This is a genomic window from Streptomyces sp. MAI_2237 (genome assembly GCF_054189285.1).
The window spans coordinates 709,045-728,751 of the sequence record NZ_JAJPGQ010000001.1; the positions used below are offsets into that span (position 1 = coordinate 709,045).

The 19,707-nt window shown below is 70.5% G+C and carries 20 protein-coding genes and 2 pseudogenes; 12 read left to right on the top strand and 10 right to left on the bottom strand.

Annotated features, from left to right (window positions below):
- Positions 1-7: 7 nt before the first annotated feature.
- From LN251_RS03310 to LN251_RS03320, 3 genes are read right to left on the bottom strand one after another with little or no spacing between them, the layout of a single operon-like run.
- Positions 8-817, bottom strand: a complete 810-nt coding sequence (locus LN251_RS03310; protein WP_458243002.1) for an amino acid ABC transporter ATP-binding protein — start codon at positions 815-817, stop codon at positions 8-10.
- Entirely contained in the window at positions 814-1,647 is an 834-nt protein-coding gene (locus tag LN251_RS03315; RefSeq protein WP_458243003.1) for an amino acid ABC transporter permease, read from the bottom strand. Before LN251_RS03315 ends, LN251_RS03310 begins: the two co-directional genes overlap by 4 nt.
- Positions 1,644-2,495 carry a transporter substrate-binding domain-containing protein gene (locus LN251_RS03320; protein ID WP_458243004.1) on the bottom strand — a complete coding sequence of 284 codons (852 nt, stop codon included), beginning with the start codon at positions 2,493-2,495 and terminating at the stop codon, positions 1,644-1,646. Before LN251_RS03320 ends, LN251_RS03315 begins: the two co-directional genes overlap by 4 nt.
- A 187-nt stretch (positions 2,496-2,682) precedes the next feature.
- On the opposite strand from LN251_RS03320, the gene LN251_RS03325 reads away from it, so the two are divergent.
- The 6 genes from LN251_RS03325 to thpD all read left to right on the top strand — a co-directional run bounded on the left by LN251_RS03325 (position 2,683) and on the right by thpD (position 7,871).
- Positions 2,683-3,783, top strand: coding sequence for a pyridoxal-phosphate-dependent aminotransferase family protein (locus LN251_RS03325; protein WP_458243257.1), 1,101 nt, complete (start codon positions 2,683-2,685; stop codon positions 3,781-3,783).
- Positions 3,784-3,834: 51 nt separating this feature from the next.
- Positions 3,835-4,368, top strand: a complete 534-nt coding sequence (locus LN251_RS03330) for a DinB family protein (protein WP_458243005.1) — start codon at positions 3,835-3,837, stop codon at positions 4,366-4,368.
- A gap of 307 nt (positions 4,369-4,675) precedes the next feature.
- Positions 4,676-5,191, top strand: a complete 516-nt coding sequence (gene ectA, locus LN251_RS03335) for a diaminobutyrate acetyltransferase (protein ID WP_458243006.1) — start codon at positions 4,676-4,678, stop codon at positions 5,189-5,191.
- 76 nt (positions 5,192-5,267) lie between these two features.
- Complete coding sequence (ectB, locus tag LN251_RS03340; protein WP_458243007.1) at positions 5,268-6,539, top strand: diaminobutyrate--2-oxoglutarate transaminase; 1,272 nt, start codon at positions 5,268-5,270, stop codon at positions 6,537-6,539.
- Between the two features lie 32 nt (positions 6,540-6,571).
- Complete coding sequence (locus tag LN251_RS03345) at positions 6,572-6,976, top strand: ectoine synthase (RefSeq protein WP_458243008.1); 405 nt, start codon at positions 6,572-6,574, stop codon at positions 6,974-6,976.
- A 7-nt stretch (positions 6,977-6,983) separates the two neighbouring features.
- On the top strand, positions 6,984-7,871 hold the full coding sequence (thpD, locus tag LN251_RS03350) for an ectoine hydroxylase (RefSeq protein ID WP_458243009.1): 888 nt from the start codon (positions 6,984-6,986) through the stop codon (positions 7,869-7,871).
- 66 nt (positions 7,872-7,937) lie between these two features.
- On the opposite strand, the gene LN251_RS03355 is transcribed toward thpD, so the two are convergent.
- From LN251_RS03355 to LN251_RS03370, 4 genes and pseudogenes are all read right to left on the bottom strand, one after another.
- Positions 7,938-8,990, bottom strand: a complete 1,053-nt coding sequence (locus LN251_RS03355; protein ID WP_458243010.1) for an aminotransferase class V-fold PLP-dependent enzyme — start codon at positions 8,988-8,990, stop codon at positions 7,938-7,940.
- Between the two features lie 95 nt (positions 8,991-9,085).
- Positions 9,086-9,802, bottom strand: a complete 717-nt coding sequence (locus tag LN251_RS03360; protein ID WP_458243011.1) for a DsbA family oxidoreductase — start codon at positions 9,800-9,802, stop codon at positions 9,086-9,088.
- Positions 9,803-9,870: 68 nt separating this feature from the next.
- Positions 9,871-10,374: an N-acetyltransferase family protein gene (locus tag LN251_RS03365; RefSeq protein WP_458243012.1), complete on the bottom strand. Its 504-nt coding sequence runs from the start codon at positions 10,372-10,374 to the stop codon at positions 9,871-9,873.
- Positions 10,371-10,619: pseudogene (locus LN251_RS03370) on the bottom strand (helix-turn-helix domain-containing protein); the annotation flags it as partial. The gene LN251_RS03365 and the pseudogene LN251_RS03370, both read right to left, overlap by 4 nt.
- On the opposite strand from LN251_RS03370, the pseudogene LN251_RS03375 reads away from it, so the two are divergent.
- Positions 10,620-11,075: pseudogene (locus LN251_RS03375) on the top strand (MFS transporter); the annotation flags it as partial.
- Between the two features lie 79 nt (positions 11,076-11,154).
- Here the strand turns inward: LN251_RS03375 and LN251_RS03380 are convergent.
- Together LN251_RS03380 and LN251_RS03385 are read right to left on the bottom strand one after the other, a co-directional pair.
- Positions 11,155-11,763: a DUF1349 domain-containing protein gene (locus tag LN251_RS03380; protein ID WP_458243013.1), complete on the bottom strand. Its 609-nt coding sequence runs from the start codon at positions 11,761-11,763 to the stop codon at positions 11,155-11,157.
- Positions 11,764-11,789: 26 nt separating this feature from the next.
- Positions 11,790-13,319 (bottom strand): aldehyde dehydrogenase (NADP(+)), encoded by a 1,530-nt coding sequence (locus tag LN251_RS03385; RefSeq protein ID WP_458243014.1) that lies wholly within the window; start codon positions 13,317-13,319, stop codon positions 11,790-11,792.
- Between the two features lie 130 nt (positions 13,320-13,449).
- Between LN251_RS03385 and LN251_RS03390 the strand changes: the two genes are divergently transcribed.
- The 3 genes from LN251_RS03390 to LN251_RS03400 all read left to right on the top strand — a co-directional run bounded on the left by LN251_RS03390 (position 13,450) and on the right by LN251_RS03400 (position 16,356).
- Positions 13,450-14,223 (top strand): IclR family transcriptional regulator, encoded by a 774-nt coding sequence (locus LN251_RS03390; RefSeq protein WP_458243015.1) that lies wholly within the window; start codon positions 13,450-13,452, stop codon positions 14,221-14,223.
- Between the two features lie 136 nt (positions 14,224-14,359).
- The gene (locus LN251_RS03395; RefSeq protein ID WP_458243016.1) at positions 14,360-14,830 is read left to right on the top strand and encodes a GNAT family N-acetyltransferase; all 471 of its coding nucleotides are present in this window, start codon (positions 14,360-14,362) and stop codon (positions 14,828-14,830) included.
- A 74-nt stretch (positions 14,831-14,904) separates the two neighbouring features.
- Positions 14,905-16,356 carry a peptidoglycan D,D-transpeptidase FtsI family protein gene (locus LN251_RS03400; RefSeq protein ID WP_458243017.1) on the top strand — a complete coding sequence of 484 codons (1,452 nt, stop codon included), beginning with the start codon at positions 14,905-14,907 and terminating at the stop codon, positions 16,354-16,356.
- Between the two features lie 86 nt (positions 16,357-16,442).
- On the opposite strand, the gene LN251_RS03405 is transcribed toward LN251_RS03400, so the two are convergent.
- A complete protein-coding gene (locus LN251_RS03405; protein ID WP_458243018.1) occupies positions 16,443-17,903 on the bottom strand; it encodes an NCS2 family permease in 1,461 nt (486 codons plus the stop codon).
- A gap of 233 nt (positions 17,904-18,136) precedes the next feature.
- On the opposite strand from LN251_RS03405, the gene LN251_RS03410 reads away from it, so the two are divergent.
- Together LN251_RS03410 and LN251_RS03415 are read left to right on the top strand one after the other, a co-directional pair.
- Entirely contained in the window at positions 18,137-18,703 is a 567-nt protein-coding gene (locus LN251_RS03410) for a SigE family RNA polymerase sigma factor (protein ID WP_458243019.1), read from the top strand.
- The gene (locus LN251_RS03415) at positions 18,700-19,545 is read left to right on the top strand and encodes a hypothetical protein (RefSeq protein WP_458243020.1); all 846 of its coding nucleotides are present in this window, start codon (positions 18,700-18,702) and stop codon (positions 19,543-19,545) included. Before LN251_RS03410 ends, LN251_RS03415 begins: the two co-directional genes overlap by 4 nt.
- Positions 19,546-19,707 lie beyond the last annotated feature (162 nt).

Consider the following 19,707-nt stretch of genomic DNA (forward strand, 5'->3'; position numbering starts at 1 on the left):
GCCCGTGTCAGCCGCTGCCGCCCACCTGGTCCGAGGTCTCCTCCTCGACCTGCGCCATCGCGGGATCGAGCAGCCTGGCGAGGAAGTGCCGGGTGCGCTCGTGGCGCGGGGCGCCGATGACCTGCTCGGGGGTGCCGTCCTCGACGATCACCCCGCCGTCCATGAAGACGACCCGGTCGGCGACCTCGCGGGCGAACGTCATCTCGTGCGTGACGACCATCATGGTCATGCCTTCGTCGGCGAGCACGCGCATCACCGCGAGGACGTCGCCGACGAGTTCGGGGTCGAGCGCCGAGGTCGGCTCGTCGAAGAGCATCACCTCGGGGCCCATCGACAGCGAGCGCGCGATCGCCACCCGCTGCTGCTGACCGCCGGAGAGGGAGGCGGGATAGGCGTCCGCCTTCTCCAACAGTCCCACCCGCTCCAGGTTCTCGGCGGCGACCTTCGCAGCCGTCGCCTTGTCCCGGCGCAGCACCCGGCGCTGGGGCAGCGTGAGGTTCTCGGTGACCGTCAGGTGCGGGAAGAGGTTGAACTGCTGGAAGACCATGCCGATACGGCGGCGTACGGCGTCGATGTCGACGTCCGGGTCGGTGAGTTCGGTGCCGCCGACGAAGACCTGCCCCTTCGTAGGCTCCTCCAGGAGGTTCACGCACCGCAGCAGCGTCGACTTGCCGGAGCCGGAGGGGCCGATGACGCACACGACCTCGCCCTGACGGATCTCCAGGTCGATGCCGCGCAGCACCTCGTTGTCGCCGAAGGACTTGCGCAGGCCGCGGACCTCGATCTCCGGGCCTGCCGGGGCGGGCTGCTCGCTCATTTGACGGCCTCCTGGGCCTTCGCCTCCATGCGGCGCACGACGAAGCCGAGCGGGATGGTCACCAGCAGGTAGCACAAGCCGGCGACGAGGATGGGCGTGGAGTTGGCGGTCGTACTGGCCAGGTCGCGGCCGTACTTGGACAGTTCGCGCTCCTCCAGGGTGACGCCGAGGAAGAGGACCAGTGAGGAGTCCTTGAAGAGCAGGACGAGTTCGTTGGTCAGCGGCGGGAGGATGATGCGGAACGCCTGCGGGACGATGATCGAGGTCATCGCGCGGGCGGGCGAGAAGCCCAGCGAACGGGCCGCCTCCATCTGCCCCTTGGGCACCGCCTGGATGCCGGCGCGGATGGTCTCGGCCATGTAGGCGGCGGCGACCAGGCCGAGCGCCAGGGCCACCTTGCCGTAGGTGCCGCCGACGATCTCCGTACCCGGGAAGGCGAGGGGGACGGCGACGCCGATGAAGATGAAGATCAGCAGAGCGGGCAGGCCGCGGAAGATCTCGATGTAGACGCCGGCGAGCCAGCGGTACGGCCCGACCGACGACAGCCGCATCAGGGCGATGACCATGCCCAGCGCCAGTCCCACCACGAACCCGGACAGCGTGTACAGCACGGTGTTCTTCAGCGCCAGCGTGATGACGTCCGGGAACATCTGCCGGGCGATACTGCCTTGCGCGAACTGGTTCTTCAGCCGCCCCCAGTCCGCCGAGACCGCGAAGGCGATCACGGCGGCGACGAAGACGACGTACTGCACTCCCCGCGACAGGCTGCGCTTCTGACGCCGGGTCAGCCCCTTCTTCTTCGGCTGGAGGCGTACGTCGGTGGCGGTCATGAGGCGGACGGGGAGGCCGCGGCGGCGTCGTAGGGGCCGATCCACTTCTCGTACAGCTTCTTGTACGTGCCGTCGGCCTTGGCGTTCTTGATCGCCTTGTTGACGGCGGCGAGCAGCTTGGTGTTGCCCTTCTTCACCGTGAAGCCGTACTGCTCACCGGTGTTGATCTGGCCGGCGAGCTTGAAGGCGTCCGCGTTGGCCTTGTCCTTGAGCCAGCCCTGGACGACGGGGTAGTCGATGACGACGGCCTTGACCTGGCCGGCGCGCAGACCGTTGAGGACGGCGTCGGAGGACTCGAAGGAGACCGGGTCGAAGCCCTGCTTCTTGGCGTAGTCCTCGCCCGTGGTCTGCGCCTGGGCGCCGAGCTTGACCTTCTTCGCCTTCGCGTCGGCGAGCGAGGTGATGCCGCTGTTCTTGTCGACGAGCAGGGCCTGGGTGGCGTCGAAGTACGGGTCGGAGAAGTCGACGTTCTTCTTGCGCTCGGCGGTGATGGTCATGCCGGCCGCGGCCAGGTCGCACTGACCGGAGTTGAGGAAGGCGCCGGTCTTGAAGTTCTCGAAGGGCGTGTCGAGGATCTGCTGCTTGACGCCGAGGTCCTTGGCGACGAGGTCGATCATCGACACGTCGAAGCCCTGCACCTTGCCGTCGATCTCCGACTGGAACGGCGGGTAGGGCAGGTGGGTGCAGGTGGTGAGCTGACCGGCCTTGACGAGCTGGACCCCGCCGGCGGCGGTCTTGGTGCCGCTGCCGCCGCTCCCGCTGGAGGTGCAGGCGGCCACGAGCACCAGCCCGGCCGTGGCGGTGGTGGCGGCCAGGACGCGGGTCCGGCGGCCGGAGAACGTTGTCACGGGGTGGCCTCCTGTGTGGGAACTGTGGGTTCCGATTATAAGGAGAAGTTTGGGTCTCTCAAATCAAACCGATGGTGACGAGGTCGCCCGGCCTAAGAAGTCGCAAGCGCGGGGAGTCGACAGGAGGGTCGCGAGGGGCGGATACCCTCGACTGAGCCGACCACTCGTGAGCGAGGAGAGCATCGCCGTGACCCACCCCTTCCTCGACCTGCCCCCGCTGAGCGCCGCGCGGTTCGCCTCCGTCGAGGACCGGGTGGCCCGGCTGCTCGGCACCGAGCAGGACGTCGTGATCATGCAGGGCGAGGCGCTGCTGCCGCTGGAGGGGGCGATCCGCGGGGCGGCGGCTCCCGGGACCACCGCCCTGAACGTGATCACAGGGCCGTACGGGCAGACGTTCGGGGACTGGCTGCGGGACTGCGGGGCGACGGTGATCGACCTGTCGGTGCCCTTCCACACGGCGGTGAGCGCCGAGCAGATCCGGGAGGCCTTCGCCGAGCACCCGGAGATCGACTTCGTCTCCCTGGTCCACGCCGAGGCGGCGACCGGCAACACCAACCCGGTCGCCGAGATCGGCGAGGTGGTACGGGAGCGGGGCGCGCTGTTCTACGTCGACGCGGTCGCCTCCGTCGGGGCCGAGCCGGTGCTGGTGGACGCGTGGGGCGTGGACCTGTGCGTGATCGGGGCGCAGAAGGCGATGGGCGGCCCGGCCGGGGTGTCGGCGGTGTCGGTGAGCGCGCGGGCGTGGGCCCGGATGGCGGCGAACCCCGGGGCGCCGCGCCGGTCCTACCTCTCGCTCCTTGACTGGAAGGAGCGGTGGCTCGACGGGGGCCGGAAGGTGCTGCCGCACGCTCCGGCGCAGCTGGAGATGCTCGCGCTGGAGGCGTGCCTGGAGCGGATCGAGGCACAGGGCCTGGACGCGGTGATGGGCCGCCACCGGGCGGCGGCCGCGGCCACCCGGGCGGGGGCCCTGGCCCTGGGCGGAGGTCTGGAGCCGTACGTCCACGACGCCCGGGAGGCGGCGCCCGTCGCCACGACGCTGCGGACGCCGGCCGGTGTGGTGGCCTCGGAGCTGGTGGCGCGGGCCCTGGCGGCGCACCCGGCACTGCCGCTGGCGGCGGGCGGGGGCGCGCTGGCCAAGGAGATGATCCGGGTCAACGACTACGGCTCGGACGCGACGGCGGGGACCGTGCAGGGATGCCTGGCGGCGCTGGGTGCCGCACTTGCGGAGCAGGGGCTGACCGTGGACCTGGAGGGTGCGCGCCGGGCGGCGGAGAACGCCTGGCGCTGACCGCGGCCGATTCGAGACGGCGCCGCCGAACCCGCGTGCCATGCTGCCCGCATGACCATCGAGACGCGCCCCGTTCTTCCCGACGGCCGCCCCGTCCCCCGACTCACCGGCGACGAACGCCCCATGCTCGACGACTGGCTCGACTTCCATCGCGCCACGCTGGAGCTGAAGTGCAAGGAGCTGGACGACGCCCAGGTGCGGGCCGCCGCGGCCGAGCCGTCGGTGCTCACGCTGCTCGGGCTGGTGCAGCACATGGCCGAGGTGGAGCGGAACTGGTTCCAGCGGACGGTGGCGGGGCTGGACGTCCCGCCGGTGTACGGCGAGGGGAACGAGAGCGGGTACGGGCTCGATCCCGCGCGGGGTTTGCAGGAGGCGCTGGACGTGTGGCGCCGGGAGATCGCCCGGGGCCGGGAGCTGTGCGCCGGACGGCCGCTGGAGCAGACCGGGCGCCTGGCCGACGGTCCGATGGCGGGTGCCGAGGTGAGCCTGCGCTGGGTGTTCCTTCACATGATCGAGGAGTACGCCCGGCACAACGGGCACGCGGATATTCTGCGCGAGCGTATCGACGGAGTTACCGGCGCCTGAATTCGGCAGCATTTACTCAATACAATTCCGGGGCAGCTTCCCGTCTTCTCCTGCCCGCTCTCCCCGGTCCTAAACGCAAAGATTTCGCGAACACCGGCGGGGGTAATTCGGGTAGATCTCGTGAGGGTTACACGGGTGTGACACGTTACACAAGCGGCCCGTTTTGTGTGGTATTTACCGGCCAAAACGGGCCTTTTCGGCCGCGACTCCGGAGTCGGCTCGCGCCCGCGCGATAACATACGCACCGCCCATACGTAACCCCGATCGGCCATGCATTTTTAAATTCCTCTCGGTAAGTTCAATTCGCATGACCGCCGCACAAGCAGATTCAGCACAGTTGCAAATCGACCGTCCCTCGGTGAGGGACGGCGCAGCGCTGTGGCGGATAGCGCGCGACTCGAAGGTGCTCGACCTGAACTCGTCGTACAGCTATCTGCTGTGGTGCCGCGACTTCGCCGCCACCTCGGCCGTGGCGCGCGACGAGCACGGCGACGCCGTCGGCTTCGTCACCGGCTACGTGCGGCCCGACCGTCCGCGCACCCTGCTGATCTGGCAGGTGGCGGTGGACGAGGCCCAGCGCGGGCGGGGACTGGCGGCCGCACTGCTGGACGGGCTCGTCGCCCGGTTGACCGGCGAACACCGGATCACCGCGATCGAGACCACCATCACGCCCGGCAACACCGCCTCCGAGCGCCTGTTCACCTCCTTCGCCGAGCGGCACGGCGCCGGGGTGGAGCGCGAGGTGCTGTTCGACACCGGCCTGTTCCCCGACGGTCCGCACGACCCGGAAGTCCTGTACCGCATCGGCCCGCTCGCCCTCTGACGCCGGCCTCCCCTCACTCCCTCACTCGCAGCTGACGACCCCACGCACTCCCCCACGCAACGAGGAGCGATTCGTCGTGACCATCACCCAGCCCGACCTCAGCGTCTTCGAGACCCTCGAGTCCGAGGTGCGCAGCTACTGCCGCGGCTGGCCCACCGTCTTCGACCGTGCGCACGGCAGCCGTATGTACGACGAGGACGGCCACGAGTACCTGGACTTCTTCGCCGGCGCCGGTTCACTCAACTACGGCCACAACAACCCGGTCCTGAAACGGGCGTTGATCGACTACCTGGAGCGGGACGGCGTCACGCACGGGCTCGACATGTCGACCACCGCCAAGCGGTCCTTCCTGCAGACCTTCCAGGACCTGGTGCTGCGTCCGCGCGACCTGCCGTACAAGGTCATGTTCCCCGGGCCGACGGGCACCAACGCCGTCGAGTCGGCGCTGAAGCTCGCCCGCAAGGTCAAGGGCCGCGAGGCCATCGTGTCCTTCACCAACGCCTTCCACGGCATGTCGCTCGGCTCCCTCGCCGTCACCGGCAACGCCTTCAAGCGGGCCGGCGCCGGCATCCCGCTGGTCCACGGCACGCCGATGCCGTTCGACAACTACTTCGAGGGCAAGGTCCCGGACTTCCTGTGGTTCGAGCGGCTCCTGGAGGACCAGGGCTCCGGTCTGAACAAGCCCGCCGCGGTGATCGTGGAGACCGTGCAGGGCGAGGGCGGCATCAACGTGGCACGCCCCGAGTGGCTGCGCGCGCTCGCCGACCTGTGCGAGCGGCAGGACATGCTGCTCATCGTCGACGACATCCAGATGGGCTGCGGCCGCACCGGCGCCTTCTTCTCCTTCGAGGAGGCCGGCATCACGCCCGACATCGTCACCGTCTCCAAGTCCATCAGCGGCTACGGACTGCCCATGTCGCTGTGCCTGTTCAAGCCGGAGCTGGACATCTGGGAGCCGGGCGAGCACAACGGCACCTTCCGCGGCAACAACCCGGCCTTCGTCACGGCCACCGCCGCGCTGGAGGCGTACTGGGCGGACGGCTCGGCGATGGAGAAGCAGACCCGCACGCGCGGCGAGCAGGTCGAGCGGGCGCTGGCCGCCATCGCCGAGGAGAACCGCGGCGAGGTCAAGGAGTACCGCGGCCGCGGGCTCGTGTGGGGCATGGAGTTCCACGACAAGGAGCGCGCCGGCCGGATCGCGCGGCGCGCCTTCGAACTCGGCCTGCTCATCGAGACGTCGGGCCCGGAGAGCGAGGTCGTCAAGCTGCTGCCGGCCCTGACCGTCACGGCCGACGAGCTCGACGAGGGGCTGAGCGTCCTCGCCCGGTCCGTGCGCGAGACCCACTGAGAAACCCGCCGACAAAGGAGAAGTGCAGCACAGTGATCGTCCGTTCGTTCAAGGAGATCGAAGGCACCGACCGGCATGTGAAATCCGCGTCCGGCACCTGGGAGAGCAAGCGCATCGTCCTGGCCAAGGAGAGGGTCGGATTCTCGGTGCACGAGACGATCCTCTACGCGGGCACGGAGACCCACATGTGGTACGCCAACCACATCGAGGCCGTCGTCTGCACCCAGGGCGACGCCGAGCTGACCGACCGCGAGACCGGGCAGAGTTACCACATCACGCCCGGCACCATGTACCTCCTCAACGGCCACGAGCGGCACACGCTCAAGGTCAAGGAGGACTTCCACTGCATCTGTGTCTTCAACCCGCCCGTCACCGGCCGGGAGGACCACGACGAGAACGGCGTCTACCCGCTGCTCACCGAGCCCGAGGAGGTGTGAGAACCCCATGACCACCGTCACCGATCTCTACCCCACCCGCGGCACCACCGAGGTGTCGGTCCCGCGCCAGGACCCCGTCCTGTGGGGCGCCCCCGACGCCCCGGGCCCGATCTCGGCCGGCGATCTGCAGTCGTTCGAGCGGGATGGCTTCCTCGCCGTCGACCAGCTCATCGCCCCGGACGAAGTGGGCGTCTACCAGCGTGAGTTGGAGCGGCTCGTCACCGACCCGGAGATCCGGGCCGACGAGCGGTCGATCGTCGAGCCGAAGTCGAAGGAGATCCGCTCGGTCTTCGAGGTGCACCGGATCAGCGAGGTGTTCGCGAAGCTGGTGCGCGACGAGCGGGTCGTCGGCCGGGCCCGGCAGATCCTCGGCTCGGACGTGTACGTCCACCAGTCGCGGATCAACGTCAAGCCCGGTTTCGGGGCCAGCGGCTTCTACTGGCACTCGGACTTCGAGACCTGGCACGCCGAGGACGGCCTGCCCAACATGCGCACGGTGTCCGTCTCGATCGCACTGACCGAGAACTACGACACCAACGGCGGGCTGATGATCATGCCCGGCTCGCACCGGACGTTCCTGGGCTGCGCCGGCGCCACCCCGAAGGACAACTACAAGAAGTCGCTGCAGATGCAGGACGCGGGCACGCCCTCGGACGAGGCGCTGACCGAGATGGCGAGCCAGTACGGCATCAAGCTGTTCACGGGCAAGGCCGGTTCGGCGACCTGGTTCGACTGCAACGCCATGCACGGCTCCGGCGACAACATCACGCCGTTCCCGCGCAGCAACGTCTTCATCGTCTTCAACAGCGTGGAGAACAAGGCGGCGGAGCCGTTCGCGGCACCGATCCGGCGCCCCGAGTTCATCGGCGCCCGGGACTTCACCCCGGTGAAGTGACCCCCTGAAAGCACCGGGCCGAGGCCTCCTCGTGTGGGACGGGAGGCCCCGGCCCGGTCGCGTCCGTCACCCGGAGAGCGCGTCCAGCAGACGGTCCACGTCGGCGGGCGTGTTGTAGAGGTGGAAGGAGGCGCGCAGATTGCCGGCGCGGTCCGACACCTCGATGCCGGCCCGGCTCAGGGCGGGCTGGCGGTCGCCGAGCCCAGGGACCGAGACGATCGCCGAGCCCGGCGCGGGCACGGCCTCGTGCCCGAGACGCGCGAGCCCCGCGCGGAACCGGTCGGCGAGGGCCACGTCGTGCGCGTGGACGGCGGCCACGCCGAGTTCCTCGATCAGGTCGAGCGAGCGGCGCAGTCCGGCGAAGGTGAAGAGGGCCGGGGTGAGGTCGAACCGCCTGGCGGAGTGGGCGAGTTCGGCGACCGGGCCGTAGCAGCTGTCCCACGGCCGCTCGCCCGCGACCCAGCCGGCGAGCACCGGGGTCAGCCCCCCGAAGTCCTCCGGCACCACGAGGAAGGCCGCGCCGTGCGGGCCGAGCAGCCACTTGAAGGAGACCGTGGCGCTGAAGTCGTAGGCGTCGGCGTCCATCGGCAGCCAGCCGGCGGCCTGGGAGAAGTCCACGTAGGTACGCGCCCCGTGGGTGCGGGCGGCCTCGCGCAGGGCGGGCAGGTCGGCGACGCGCCCGTCCGCGGACTGCGCGGCGCTGACTGCGACCAGCGCGGTGCCCGGGCGGACGGCCTCGGCGATCCCCTCCAGCGGCACCGCGCGCACCTTGAGGTCGCCGCGGACGTGGAAGGGGTTGAGGACGGAGGTGAAGTCGTCCTCGGCGGTGAGGACTTCGGCACCGGACGGCAGTGAGGCGGCGATCACCGCGGTGTGCGCGGCAACGGAGGCACCCGCCGCCACCCGGGTGGCGGGAACACCCGCGAGCCGGGCGTACCCGGCCCGGCAGGCCTCCACGTCCTCGTGCAGCGGGGTCAGCGGACGGCCCTGGGCCCGCAGCAGCGCCGCCTGGTGCAGGGCGGTCACCGTGCGGGCGGGCAGCAGGCCGTTGCTCGCGGTGTTGAGGTAGGTGCTCTCCGGGGCGAACTCGGCGCGGACGAGGCTCTCGAAGGTCTCCATGAGTCCACTGTGGGCCCCACGGAACTCATAGTCCATTGCCGTTTTCTGCGTGGTTTCCCTAAGCAGGACTTATGAATGGGCCCCGACCTGCGTGTTCAGCTCTGCGGCACCGCGCATCCCTCGGGACCGCAGGCGTCCGCGTCACCCTGGTCGAGGAGCTGCAGCGGGGAGTGCTCGCCCCAGGCCTGGGTCAGCGCCTGGGTGAAGACCTCGGCGGGCTGGGCGCCGGAGACGCCGTACTTGCGGTCCAGGACGAAGAAGGGGACGCCGTTGGCGCCCAGCTCGGCGGCCTCGCGCTCGTCGGCGCGGACGTCGTCGGCGTAGGCGGTGGGGTCGGCGAGGATCTCGCGGGCGTCCTCCGCGTCCAGCCCGGCGGCGACGGCGAGCTCGACCAGCCGCTCGTCGCCCTCGGAGAACACGGAGCGCTCCTCGGCGAAGTTCGCCCGGTACAGGACCTGGATCAGCTCGTCCTGCCGGCCCCGCTCCTTGGCGAGGTGCAGCAGGCGGTGCATGTCGAAGGTGTTGCCGTGGTCGCGGTCGCGGGTGCGGTACTCCAGGCCCTCGGCGGCCGCCTGCGCGCCCAGGTTCTCCTCGCCGGCCTGCGCCTGGGCCTCGCTCATGCCGTACTTCCTGGTGAGCATGGTGATCACCGGCTGGACGTCGCCCTTGGCGCGGCCCGGGTCCAGCTCGAAGGAGCGGTGCACCACCTCGACCCGGTCGCGGTGCGGGAAGGCGGCGAGCGCCTTCTCGAAGCGCGCCTTGCCCACGTAGCACCAGGGGCACGCTATGTCCGACCAGATCTCGACCTTCATGTTCTCTCCAGCTCGTACGGGTACGGAGGCCGCCTCCGCCGAGTGGGTGAACGTTCAAGCAGCGGGGATCATTCCCCCGTCACCGCATACCGCAGGAACAGGTGGTGGTCGTCCTCGACGGGCGGGTTCTCCGGGTCGGGGACCCAGCCCTGGCTGGCGTAGAAGGCCTGGGCGCGCCGGTTGTCGACGTGGACGTCGAGGACGGCGACGCGGCGGCCGTCGGCCTGCCACTGTTCGGCGCAGGCGGTGTGCAGGGCCGTGCCGACGCCGCGGCGCCAGGCGTCCGGGTCGACGTGGAACTGGTACAGCTTGACCGTGTCCGCGTCGGCGTCCGGCGGGGTGCGGAAGGAGGCGACGGCGACGATGCGGCCCTGCTCCACGAGGCACAGCACCTCGCCGTCCGGCCGCGTGATGGCTCCGTGCCAGGCGGCGAGCCAGTCGGTGCCGTCCTCGGGGACGCCGTCCGGGTAGTAGGTCGCCCGGGCGCGCGCGTGCAGGGCGGTGACGGCCTCGGCCTCGGCGGGCAGCACCGTGCGGATCACCCGGGCTCCCCTGACTCGGTCACTGATCATGCAGCGGAGGACGTGTCCGCGGAGGCCGCGGTTCCCAGCCGGCTGAACTGCGTGCGGTAGGCGCTCGGCGTCAGGCCGGTGCGGCGGACGACATGGGCGCGCAGCGAGTCGGCGGTGCCCAGGCCGCTGGCGCGGGCCACCTGGTCCACGGGAAGGGTGGTGGTCTCCAGGAGTTCCCTGGCGCGCTCGATGCGCTGGTGGAGCAGCCACTGCAGGGGGCTGACCCCGCTCTCGGCGCGGAAGCGGGGCTGTCCGCGCTGCGCGCCGGGCTGGCGTTCCTGCCCATGACCGGCCTGATCGCGGTGACGAACGTCGTCGCGGGCAAGCTCGCGGGGCGGTACGGGGCGAAGCCGCCGATGCTGGTGGGGCAGGCGCTCGCCGTCGCTGGCCTGATCGTCCTGCTGTACGTCGACGCCGGCACGTCCTCCGTCCTGACGGCCGTGCTCCTCGTGCCGCTGGCGCTGGGGTGCGCGCTGACGGTGCCGCCGCTGACGGCGGCCATGATGGACGCGGTGCCGGTGGAGCGGGCGGGGCTCGCGGCGGGCGTGCTGAACGCTGCGCGGCAGGTGGCCGGGGGGCTGGGAATCGCGGTGTTCGGGTCGCTGGTGGAGGGTGGGTTCGTGGACGGGATGCGGGTGGCGTTGCTGATCAGTGCGGGGGCGCTGGCGCTGACCTGGGCGGCTGCCTTGCGGTTGCGGTGAGTGCCGGGGGCTGTGCCCCCGGACCCCCCTTCGGCCCTGAAGGGGCCTTGTCCTCAAACGCCGGACGGGCTGGGTGTGCTCAGCTGCCGTCTCTCAGGTCTTCGGGCCAGTGGGGGCGGAACTGTATGTGGTCGTAGGTGACGACGCAGCCCTCGCCCATCGGGGACTGGGTCATGAAGCCGACCAGGGCCGCGTCCGTCTCCTTCTCGGCGCCCAGGGTGAACAGGCGGACGAAAGTCCAGCGTTCGCCGTCGCGGGAGGCGTGGAAGGCGAAGGCGCGGCCGGTGCGGCTGACCCGGAGCCACACCGAACTGCCGTCCACGGTGAAGGAGTTGGCGTCGTCGGAGTGCCCCCGGGTGACCACCGTGCAGACGGTGGGCACGTCCGGGGAGTACTCCAGACACAGCTTGGCCCAGGCCCGCTCGCCGACATGGACGTAGAGGACCCCCGCGTCGAACGCCCCCGCGAAGCCGACCGTGACGCGGGCGATCAGCTGGAAGTCCCCCTCGGGCCAGCCCAGCAGCCGCGGGGCGTCCGAGGCCGGTTCGAGGGCCTCACCGGTGGGCGGCACGAACCGGTCCTGCCGAGGGCCGGCCCAGCCGGTGAGCACACCGTCCTCGTAGGACCAGTTGCCCTCGGGGCCGTATGTGCGCAGGGCGAAGGGGAGTTCGGGGAGTTCGACGTCCATCGGGCGATTGTGTCAGGTGGGTCCGGTCAGCGTTCCAGCCGGCCGTTGAACCGACGCGGCAGACCGAGCGGGTTGTCGTCCCGCAACTCGGGCGGAAGCAGCGCCTCGGGCGCGCCCTGGTACGCCACCGGCCGCATCCACCGCTCGATGGCCGTACCGCCGACGGACGTCGAGGTCGACGTCGTCGCCGGGTACGGGCCGCCGTGGTGCTGGGCCGGGGCCACGGCGACGCCGGTCGGCCAGCCGTTGACCAGCACGCGGCCGGCCAGCGGTGTCAGCTCCGCCAGGATCTGCGCGCCGCGCCCCTCGCCCGCGGCCTCCTCGGCCGACAGGTGGACCGTCGCGGTGAGGTTGCCGGGCAGGCGCGAGAGCACGCTCTGCACCTGGGCGTCGTCGTCGTAGCGGACGACGACCGTGACCGGGCCGAAGCACTCCTCCAGCAGGAGGTCGTACGCGCCCTCCTCGGTGAGCTTGTCGGCCGCGACGGTCAGGAAGCCGGCGCTCACCGTGTGCTCGCCGCCCGAGCCGGGCGTCACCGGCGACTCCACGTCCGGCAGCTTGGTGCGCTCGGCGACCCCGGCGATGAAGTTGTCGCGCATGCGGTGGTCGAGGAGCACCCCGGCGTCCGTGTCGCTCACGGCGTCGGTCAGCGACTTCAGGAAGCGGTCGCCCGCCGCGCTCGCCGGGGCCAGCACCAGGCCGGGCTTCACGCAGAACTGCCCGACGCCGAGGGTCATGGAGCCGGCCAGGCCCGCACCGATGGCCTCGGCGCGCTCGGCGGCCGCGGCCTCCGTGACGACGACGGGGTTCAGGGAGCCGAGCTCGCCGTGGAAGGGGATCGGCACCGGCCGCGCGGCCGCCGCGTCGAACAGGGCGCGGCCGCCCTTGACGGAACCGGTGAAGCCGGCCGCCGAGACCAGCGGGTGCCGGACCAGCTCGATGCCCGCCTCGAAGCCGTGCACCAGGCCGACGACGCCCTCGGGGATGCCGTGCGCGGCGGCGGCCCGGCGCAGCACCTTGGCTACCAGCTCGGACAGGGCCGGGTGGTCGGGGTGGGCCTTGACGACGACCGGGCAGCCCGCGCCGAGCGCGCTCGCGGTGTCGCCGCCGGCCACGGAGAAGGCGAAGGGGAAGTTGGAGGCCGAGTAGACGGCCACCACGCCGAGGGGCACCTTGTAGCGGCGCAGGTCCGGGATCGGGGGCGTCGCGGTGTCGTCGGGGTGGTTGATGATCACGTCGAGGAAGGCGCCCTCGTCGACGATGTCGGCGAAGGCCCGCAGCTGGAAGCAGGTGCGGGCGAGCTCGCCGGTGAGCCGGACCGGGCCGAGCGCGGTCTCCGCGTCGGCGGTCTCCACGAGCCATTCCCTGGCCGCCTCCAGCTGCTCGGCGGCGGTGCGCAGGAAGGCCGCGCGGACGGCGCGGTCGGCGAGGGAGGCGCGGGCCGCGTGGGCGGCGCGGACGGTGGCGTCGACCTCCTGGGCTGTGGCCTCCACCGCAACCTGTTCCCGCTGCTTCCCGGTTCGGGGGTCGACACTCCAGACTGGTGCTGCTGCCACCGCGGATCCCTCCAGGTGTATCAGGGTCATTCACCAGGGTCGTTCGATATACTGAACGCTGTCTCTGATGATGAATATGCTGTTGGAGACTATAACTTCGGTTTCTCGTCCAACGAAGGGGTCCAGGGCGATGTCGGTAGCCGAGACAGGCGGCGGGGCGCAGGTCAAATCCGCGGTGCGAACCGTCGAATTGCTCGAGTACTTCGCCGGCAGCCCCGGCATGCACTCCCTCGCATCGGTCCAGGAGGCCGTCGGATACCCCAAGTCCAGCCTCTACATGCTCCTGCGCACGCTGGTGGAGCTGGGCTGGGTGGAGACCGACGCGACCGGCACGCGGTACGGCATCGGGGTACGGGCGCTGCTGGTGGGCACCTCCTACATCGACGGCGACGAGGTGGTCGCCGCGGCCCGCCCGACGCTGGACCGCCTCTCGGACGACACCACCGAGACCATCCACCTGGCCCGGCTGGACGGCACCAACGTCGTCTACCTCGCCACCCGCCAGTCCCAGCACTACCTGCGCCCCTTCACCCGCGTCGGCCGCCGCCTCCCGGCGCACTCGACCTCGCTCGGCAAGGCGATCCTCGCCACGTACTCCGACGAGCAGGTCCGCAAGATGCTCCCGGAGACGCTCCCCGCGCTGACCGAGAACACGATCACCGACCGGGAGAAGCTCATCGAGGAGCTGCACCAGGTGCGCGAGCAGGGCTTCGCCGTCGACCGCGAGGAGAACACGCTGGGCCTGCGCTGCTTCGGCGTCGCCATCCCCTACCGCACACCCGCGCGCGACGCGATCAGCTGCTCGGTGCCGGTGGCCCGGCTCACGCCGGCGCACGAACAGCTGGTCAAGGACGCCCTGTTCGACGCGCGCGACCGACTCACCCTGGCGACCCGGCGGCTGTGACCCCCAGTGCCTGCCGTTGGGATCAGCTCGGCGTCGCGGGCCCTGGCACGCGCACCAGACCCCGCTCGGGTCGGCCGTGACGCACCGTCCCCTGTCGCCGACCTGATCCAAACGACAGGCACTAGCCTCTTCGTCCATGGACGTCGTACTGCGTGAAGTGCACGACAGCGATCTGCCCGTCTTCTACCGGCAGATGAACGATCCCGAGGCCCTGCACATGGCCGCCTTCACCGCGAAGGATCCCGCCGACCGGGACGCCTTCGACGCGCACTGGAAACGGATCCGGGCCGGCGGAAACCTGCTGCGCACGGTCCTGCTGGAGGGTGACGTGGTGGGCAGCGCGGCCGTGTACGGGGACCCGGGCGAGCGTGAGGTCACCTACTGGGTGGACCGGGCGTACTGGGGGCGGGGCGTGGCCACGGCCGCGCTGCGGGCGCTGCTGGCCGAGGTGCCGGAGCGGCCGCTGTACGCGCGGGCCGCTGCGGACAACGCCGCCTCGCGGCGGGTGCTGGAGAAGTGCGGGTTCCGGCTGACTGCGCATGCGACGGGCTTCGCGAACGCGCGGGGCGCGGAGATCGACGAGGTCGTGCTCACGCTGGAGGCGTGAGGTTCATGAGCGCCCGATGAGAATCCGGCGGGAAGGGAACGTTCCGCCCCTTCCCGCTCGTCTTCACGATCGCGATGAACAAGACGATCAGGCGGACCTCCGTCTTCGTGCTGCTGCTCGTGTTCGCCCTGCTGATCCGGGCGACCTGGGTGCAGTACTACGACGGCAAGGCCCTAGCGGACGACAAGTACAACCGGCGCAACGTGATCCAGACGTACGCGGAGCCGCTCGGCAACATCATCGTGGCCGGACGCTCGGTCACCGGTTCGGCGCGGACGAAGAGCGGTGATCTGGCGTACAAGCGCACGTACAGGAACGGCGAGCTGTACGCGGCGGTGACGGGCTACGCCTCGCAGGCGTACGCCCCCACCCAGCTGGAGGGCATCTACCAGGACCTGCTCAACGGCACGGACAACCGCCTGAAGACCGTGATGGACACGGTCACCGGCAAGCGTGCCGAGCCGGGAGACGTGGTCACGACGATCGACCCGGCCGTGCAGAAGGCGGCGTACGACGCGCTCGGCGCCAAGAAGGGCGCGGCCGTCGCGATCGACCCGAAGACGGGGAAGATCCTGGCGGTCGTCTCCACGCCGTCGTACGACCCGACGTCCCTGACGGACGCCAACACGGCGGGATCGGCCTGGAAGAAGCTCAACGCCGACCCGGACAAGCCGCTGACCAACCGGGCGCTGCGCCAGCCGCTGCCGCCGGGTTCGACGTTCAAGCTGGTCGTGGCGGCGGCCGCGCTGGAGGACGGCCTGTACTCCTCCGTGGACCAGCACACGGCCAGCCCCGATCCGTACACGCTGCCGGGCACCACCCGCGCGCTGTCCAACGAGAACCCGAACGCGCCGTGCGAGAACGCCTCGATCCGCACCGCGCTGGAGTACTCCTGCAACAACGTCTTCGCCCGGATGGCCGTGCAGCTGGGCCAGGACAAGGTGCGGGCGATGGCCGAGAAGTTCGGCTTCAACGACGACGCCCAGGACGTGCCGGTGCGGGCGTACACCAGCGTCTACCCCTCCGGCATGAACGAGTCCTCCACCGCCCTGACCGGCATCGGCCAGTTCGACGTCACCGCCACCCCGCTGCAGATGGCGATGGTGTCCGCCGCGATCGCCAACGGCGGCAAGCTGGTCTCGCCGCACATGGTCGCGCAGATCACCGACGGCGGCGGTGACGTGCTGAAGAACTACGACGACAGCGCGGGCACCGAGGAGATCGTCAGCTCCTCGACCGCCGAGCAGCTGCAGTCGGCCATGCAGACGGTCGTGGAGAAGGGCACCGGCACCAACGCGCGGATCTCCGGGGTGACGGTCGGCGGCAAGACGGGCACGGCCCAGCACGGCGAGAACAACAGCCAGACGCCGTACGCCTGGTTCACGTCCTACGGCAAGGCCGGCGGCAAGGAGGTCGCCGTGGCGGTCGTGGTCGAGCAGTCGAACGCGGCGCGGTCCGAGGTGAGCGGCAACGGGCTGGCTGCGCCGGTCGCGAAGGCCATGATGCAGGCGGCGTTGAAGAACTGACCGGGACTGCGCGATCGGCTGCGGGCCGTCCGTGGCTGGTCGCGCAGTTCCCCGCGCCCCTTACGGGGCGCTGCAGTCACGTGACTTCACTTGACCCCGAGGATCTGCTCCACCGGATCGATCGCGAAGTACACCAGGAACAGCGCCGACACGCCCCACAGCAGCCAGTGCACGTCCCGCGCCTTGCCCAGCACCGCCTTGATGAGGACGTAGGCGAGGAAGCCCGCGCCGATGCCGTCGGTGATGGAGTAGGTGAACGGCATGACGGCGATGGTGAGGAACGCCGGGATGGCGATCTCGTACCGGTCCCAGTCGATGTGCTTGACGTGGGTCATCATCAGGAAGCCGACCGCGATCAGGGCGGGCGCCGCGGCCTGCAGCGGGACGATGGTCAGCAGCGGCGTGAGGAACAGCGCCAGTCCGAACAGGCCGCCGGTGATCAGGTTCGCGAACCCGGTGCGCGCCCCCTCGCCGACGCCCGCCGCCGACTCGATGTAGGCGGTGTTGGAGGAGGCCGAGCCCAGACCGCCGGCCACGGCCGCCGCGCCGTCGATGAACAGCACACGCCCGATCCCCGGCACCTGGCCCCGGTCGTCGAGCAGTCCGGCCTCCGCGCTGATGCCGACGATGGTGCCCATGGCGTCGAAGAAGTCCGACAGGATCAGGGTGAAGACCAGCAGGACGGCGGTGAGGATACCGGCCTTCGCGAAGCCGCCGAACAGGCTGAAGTGGCCGATCAGCCCGAAGTCGGGGGCGGCGACGATCTTGTCGGGCAGCTTCGGTGTGGTCAGACCCCAGCTCTTGACGTCGGCGATGGCGTTGATGACGATTGCGACGACCGTCATGGTGACGATGCTGATCAGGATCGCGCCCTTCACCTTGCGCGCGAGCAGCGCGATGGTGAGCAGCACGCCGACGCAGAAGACCAGCACGGGCCAGCCGGTGAGCCGGCCGACGGCGCCGAGCTGCACCGGCACGGTGGTGTTCGCGGCGTCAGGGATGCGGCTGACGAACCCGGCGTCGACGAAGCCGATGAAGGCGATGAACAGGCCGATGCCGACACCGATGGCCTGCTTCAGCTGCTGCGGGATCGCGTTCATGATCGCTTCCCGGAGCCCGGTGAGGACCAGGACGCAGATCAGGACGCCTTCGAGGACGACCAGGCCCATCGCGTCGGGCCAGCTCATCAGCGGCGCCAGCTGGAAGGCCACGACGGCGTTGAGGCCGAGGCCCGCCGCGATGGCGAGCGGAAGGTTGCCGCCGACGCCCATGATGATCGTCATCACGCAGGCCACCAGGGCGGTGGCGGTGACGAGTTGGCCGGTGTCGAGCTGGTGGCCGAACTTGTCCTTCGCGCTGCCGAGGATGATGGGATTCAGGACAAGGATGTAGGCCATGGTGAAGAACGTGGCGAAGCCGCCGCGTATCTCCCGGCCGAAGCCGGATCCCCGCTCGGAGATCCGGAAGAACCGGTCGACGCCGTTCGCCGCTGGTGGCGCTGATGTCGGCCGGTCGGCGGCCTGCTGGGGGTCCTTCGTGTCGGACATGGGCGGGTGCTCCTCGGTGCCTGATCGGACGAGTGCGGATGCTGGCTGGATTGTTCCCACGATGAACGCGTTTCAGGTTTTCTCCGTGTTACGGAATCGACCGGCCCGTCACACCCTGTTCGAAGGCCCGTACGAGAGCGATTGGTCGGCCGCTGCTACGCTTCCGGATCTCGACCGGGGCACTCCGGATGATCACATGTCATTCACATGACACCCACGCAGAGAGGTCGCCCGTGGGCACTGTCGTCGACGACGCAGCCTCCATGGAGTTCCATGCCTTCTTCGAGAGGCACTACGCCGAACTCTCCCGGCTCGCCCACCTGCTGACCGGCGAGGCGGACGCCGCGGACGACCTGGCCGCGGACGCGCTGCTCGCCCTGTGGCACCGCTGGGACCGGGTGCGCGCCGCGGACCATCCGGTCGCCTACGCCCGCGGAGTCGTCGCCAACCTCGCCCGCACCCGCATCCGCAGCGCCGTCCGCGAACGCCGGCGCGTCTCGCTGTTCTGGTCACAGCGCGAGGAGCGGACGGAGAACCCCGACATAGCGGGTGTCGTCGACGTCCAGGAGGCCCTGCGCAGGCTGCCGTTCAGGAAACGGGCGTGCGTGGTCCTGCGGCACGCGTTCGACCTGTCGGAGAAGGACACCGCGCTCGCCCTGGGGGTGTCCGTGGGTACGGTGAAGTCCCAGACGTCCAAGGGGATGGCCGAGCTGCAGAAGGTCCTCGGCTCCGCGGGCGGCCCACAGAAGGTGCACGCGGCGATGGCGCGCGGCGGCGAGACCGGAGGAACGGCGCGATGAGGCAGCAGGACGTGCACGACGAGCTGCGCGCCCGGCTGCACGAGGCGGTCGAGGCGCACGAGCCGGACCGGGCCCGCATGCTGGCCAGGATCGAGCGGGGCATGGGCTCCGAGGCCGGCCGTGCCGGACACCGGGCTACGCGGACGCCGGTGTGGAGCTGGGTGCGGGTCGTGGGCGCCACGACCGCGGTCGCGGGCATGCTCGCGGTCGGCGGGTACGCGGTGGCGTCCGCGGTGAAGGGCGACGCCGCCCCGCGGCAGCAGACGGTGGCGGTCTCCCCGACGCCCACGCCCTCGCCGGACGCGACGAGCCGGGCACCCGTACCGCCGGTGGAACCGGCCCCGAGCCGAACTCCGGGCACCCACCGGCCGAGTGGCACCCCGTCCCCCACGAAGCCCCCCGTCACCGTGCTGCCGTCCGCCGGCGGCGAGAGCGACGGCCCTCTGTGGGCGGACGGCTCGGTGGACCCGCACAGCAACGACTTCTGGGCGCAGAGCGACATCACCCTCAAGACCAGCGCCCGACTCACTTCTTTGGTGGTGCAGTTGAAGGTCGCGCAGACCGGTGGGGTGAGCGACACCGGGGCCTGGCGCTCGCTGCCGGAACAGGACTTCGACCTCGCCGTCGGCGAGCGGGACGGCTTCCTGGTGTACACCTGGACGCTCAAGGCGGGCCGTACGGTCCCCACGGGCGCGTGGGTGTTCGCCGGTCAGTACAACCATCAGCGCGGCGGCCGGGACGCCAAGGACGACGGCTACACGATCCGGGCGACGGCGGAAGGCCGGCAGCGCGCCGTGGGGGGCGACTTCGCGGCGCACACCAGCGGCGCGGACGGCTCGTGACGGCGCCACGGTTTCCCAACGTGACACAACCTCACCTCCCCTTTCGACGTCCCTAGTAGTGCGTAAAGACGGACGGAGGACGGTATGACGTCCTCAGTGGACCTGCTGACCTGAGCCCCCCTCGGTCAGCAGCCGCCGACAGAGCCCCCCTCGTCGGCGACA

Coding starts and splice junctions, on each gene's coding strand:
- LN251_RS03315 (WP_458243003.1), bottom strand. CDS start 1,647: ATGACCGCCACCGACGTACGCCTCCAGCCGAAGAAGAAGGGGCTGACC.
- LN251_RS03390 (WP_458243015.1), top strand. CDS start 13,450: ATGTCGGTAGCCGAGACAGGCGGCGGGGCGCAGGTCAAATCCGCGGTG.
- LN251_RS03365 (WP_458243012.1), bottom strand. CDS start 10,374: ATGATCAGTGACCGAGTCAGGGGAGCCCGGGTGATCCGCACGGTGCTG.
- LN251_RS03310 (WP_458243002.1), bottom strand. CDS start 817: ATGAGCGAGCAGCCCGCCCCGGCAGGCCCGGAGATCGAGGTCCGCGGC.
- LN251_RS03380 (WP_458243013.1), bottom strand. CDS start 11,763: ATGGACGTCGAACTCCCCGAACTCCCCTTCGCCCTGCGCACATACGGC.
- ectA (WP_458243006.1), top strand. CDS start 4,676: ATGACCGCCGCACAAGCAGATTCAGCACAGTTGCAAATCGACCGTCCC.
- LN251_RS03330 (WP_458243005.1), top strand. CDS start 3,835: ATGACCATCGAGACGCGCCCCGTTCTTCCCGACGGCCGCCCCGTCCCC.
- thpD (WP_458243009.1), top strand. CDS start 6,984: ATGACCACCGTCACCGATCTCTACCCCACCCGCGGCACCACCGAGGTG.
- LN251_RS03395 (WP_458243016.1), top strand. CDS start 14,360: ATGGACGTCGTACTGCGTGAAGTGCACGACAGCGATCTGCCCGTCTTC.
- LN251_RS03400 (WP_458243017.1), top strand. CDS start 14,905: ATGAACAAGACGATCAGGCGGACCTCCGTCTTCGTGCTGCTGCTCGTG.
- LN251_RS03360 (WP_458243011.1), bottom strand. CDS start 9,802: ATGAAGGTCGAGATCTGGTCGGACATAGCGTGCCCCTGGTGCTACGTG.
- LN251_RS03355 (WP_458243010.1), bottom strand. CDS start 8,990: ATGGAGACCTTCGAGAGCCTCGTCCGCGCCGAGTTCGCCCCGGAGAGC.
- LN251_RS03405 (WP_458243018.1), bottom strand. CDS start 17,903: ATGTCCGACACGAAGGACCCCCAGCAGGCCGCCGACCGGCCGACATCA.
- LN251_RS03415 (WP_458243020.1), top strand. CDS start 18,700: ATGAGGCAGCAGGACGTGCACGACGAGCTGCGCGCCCGGCTGCACGAG.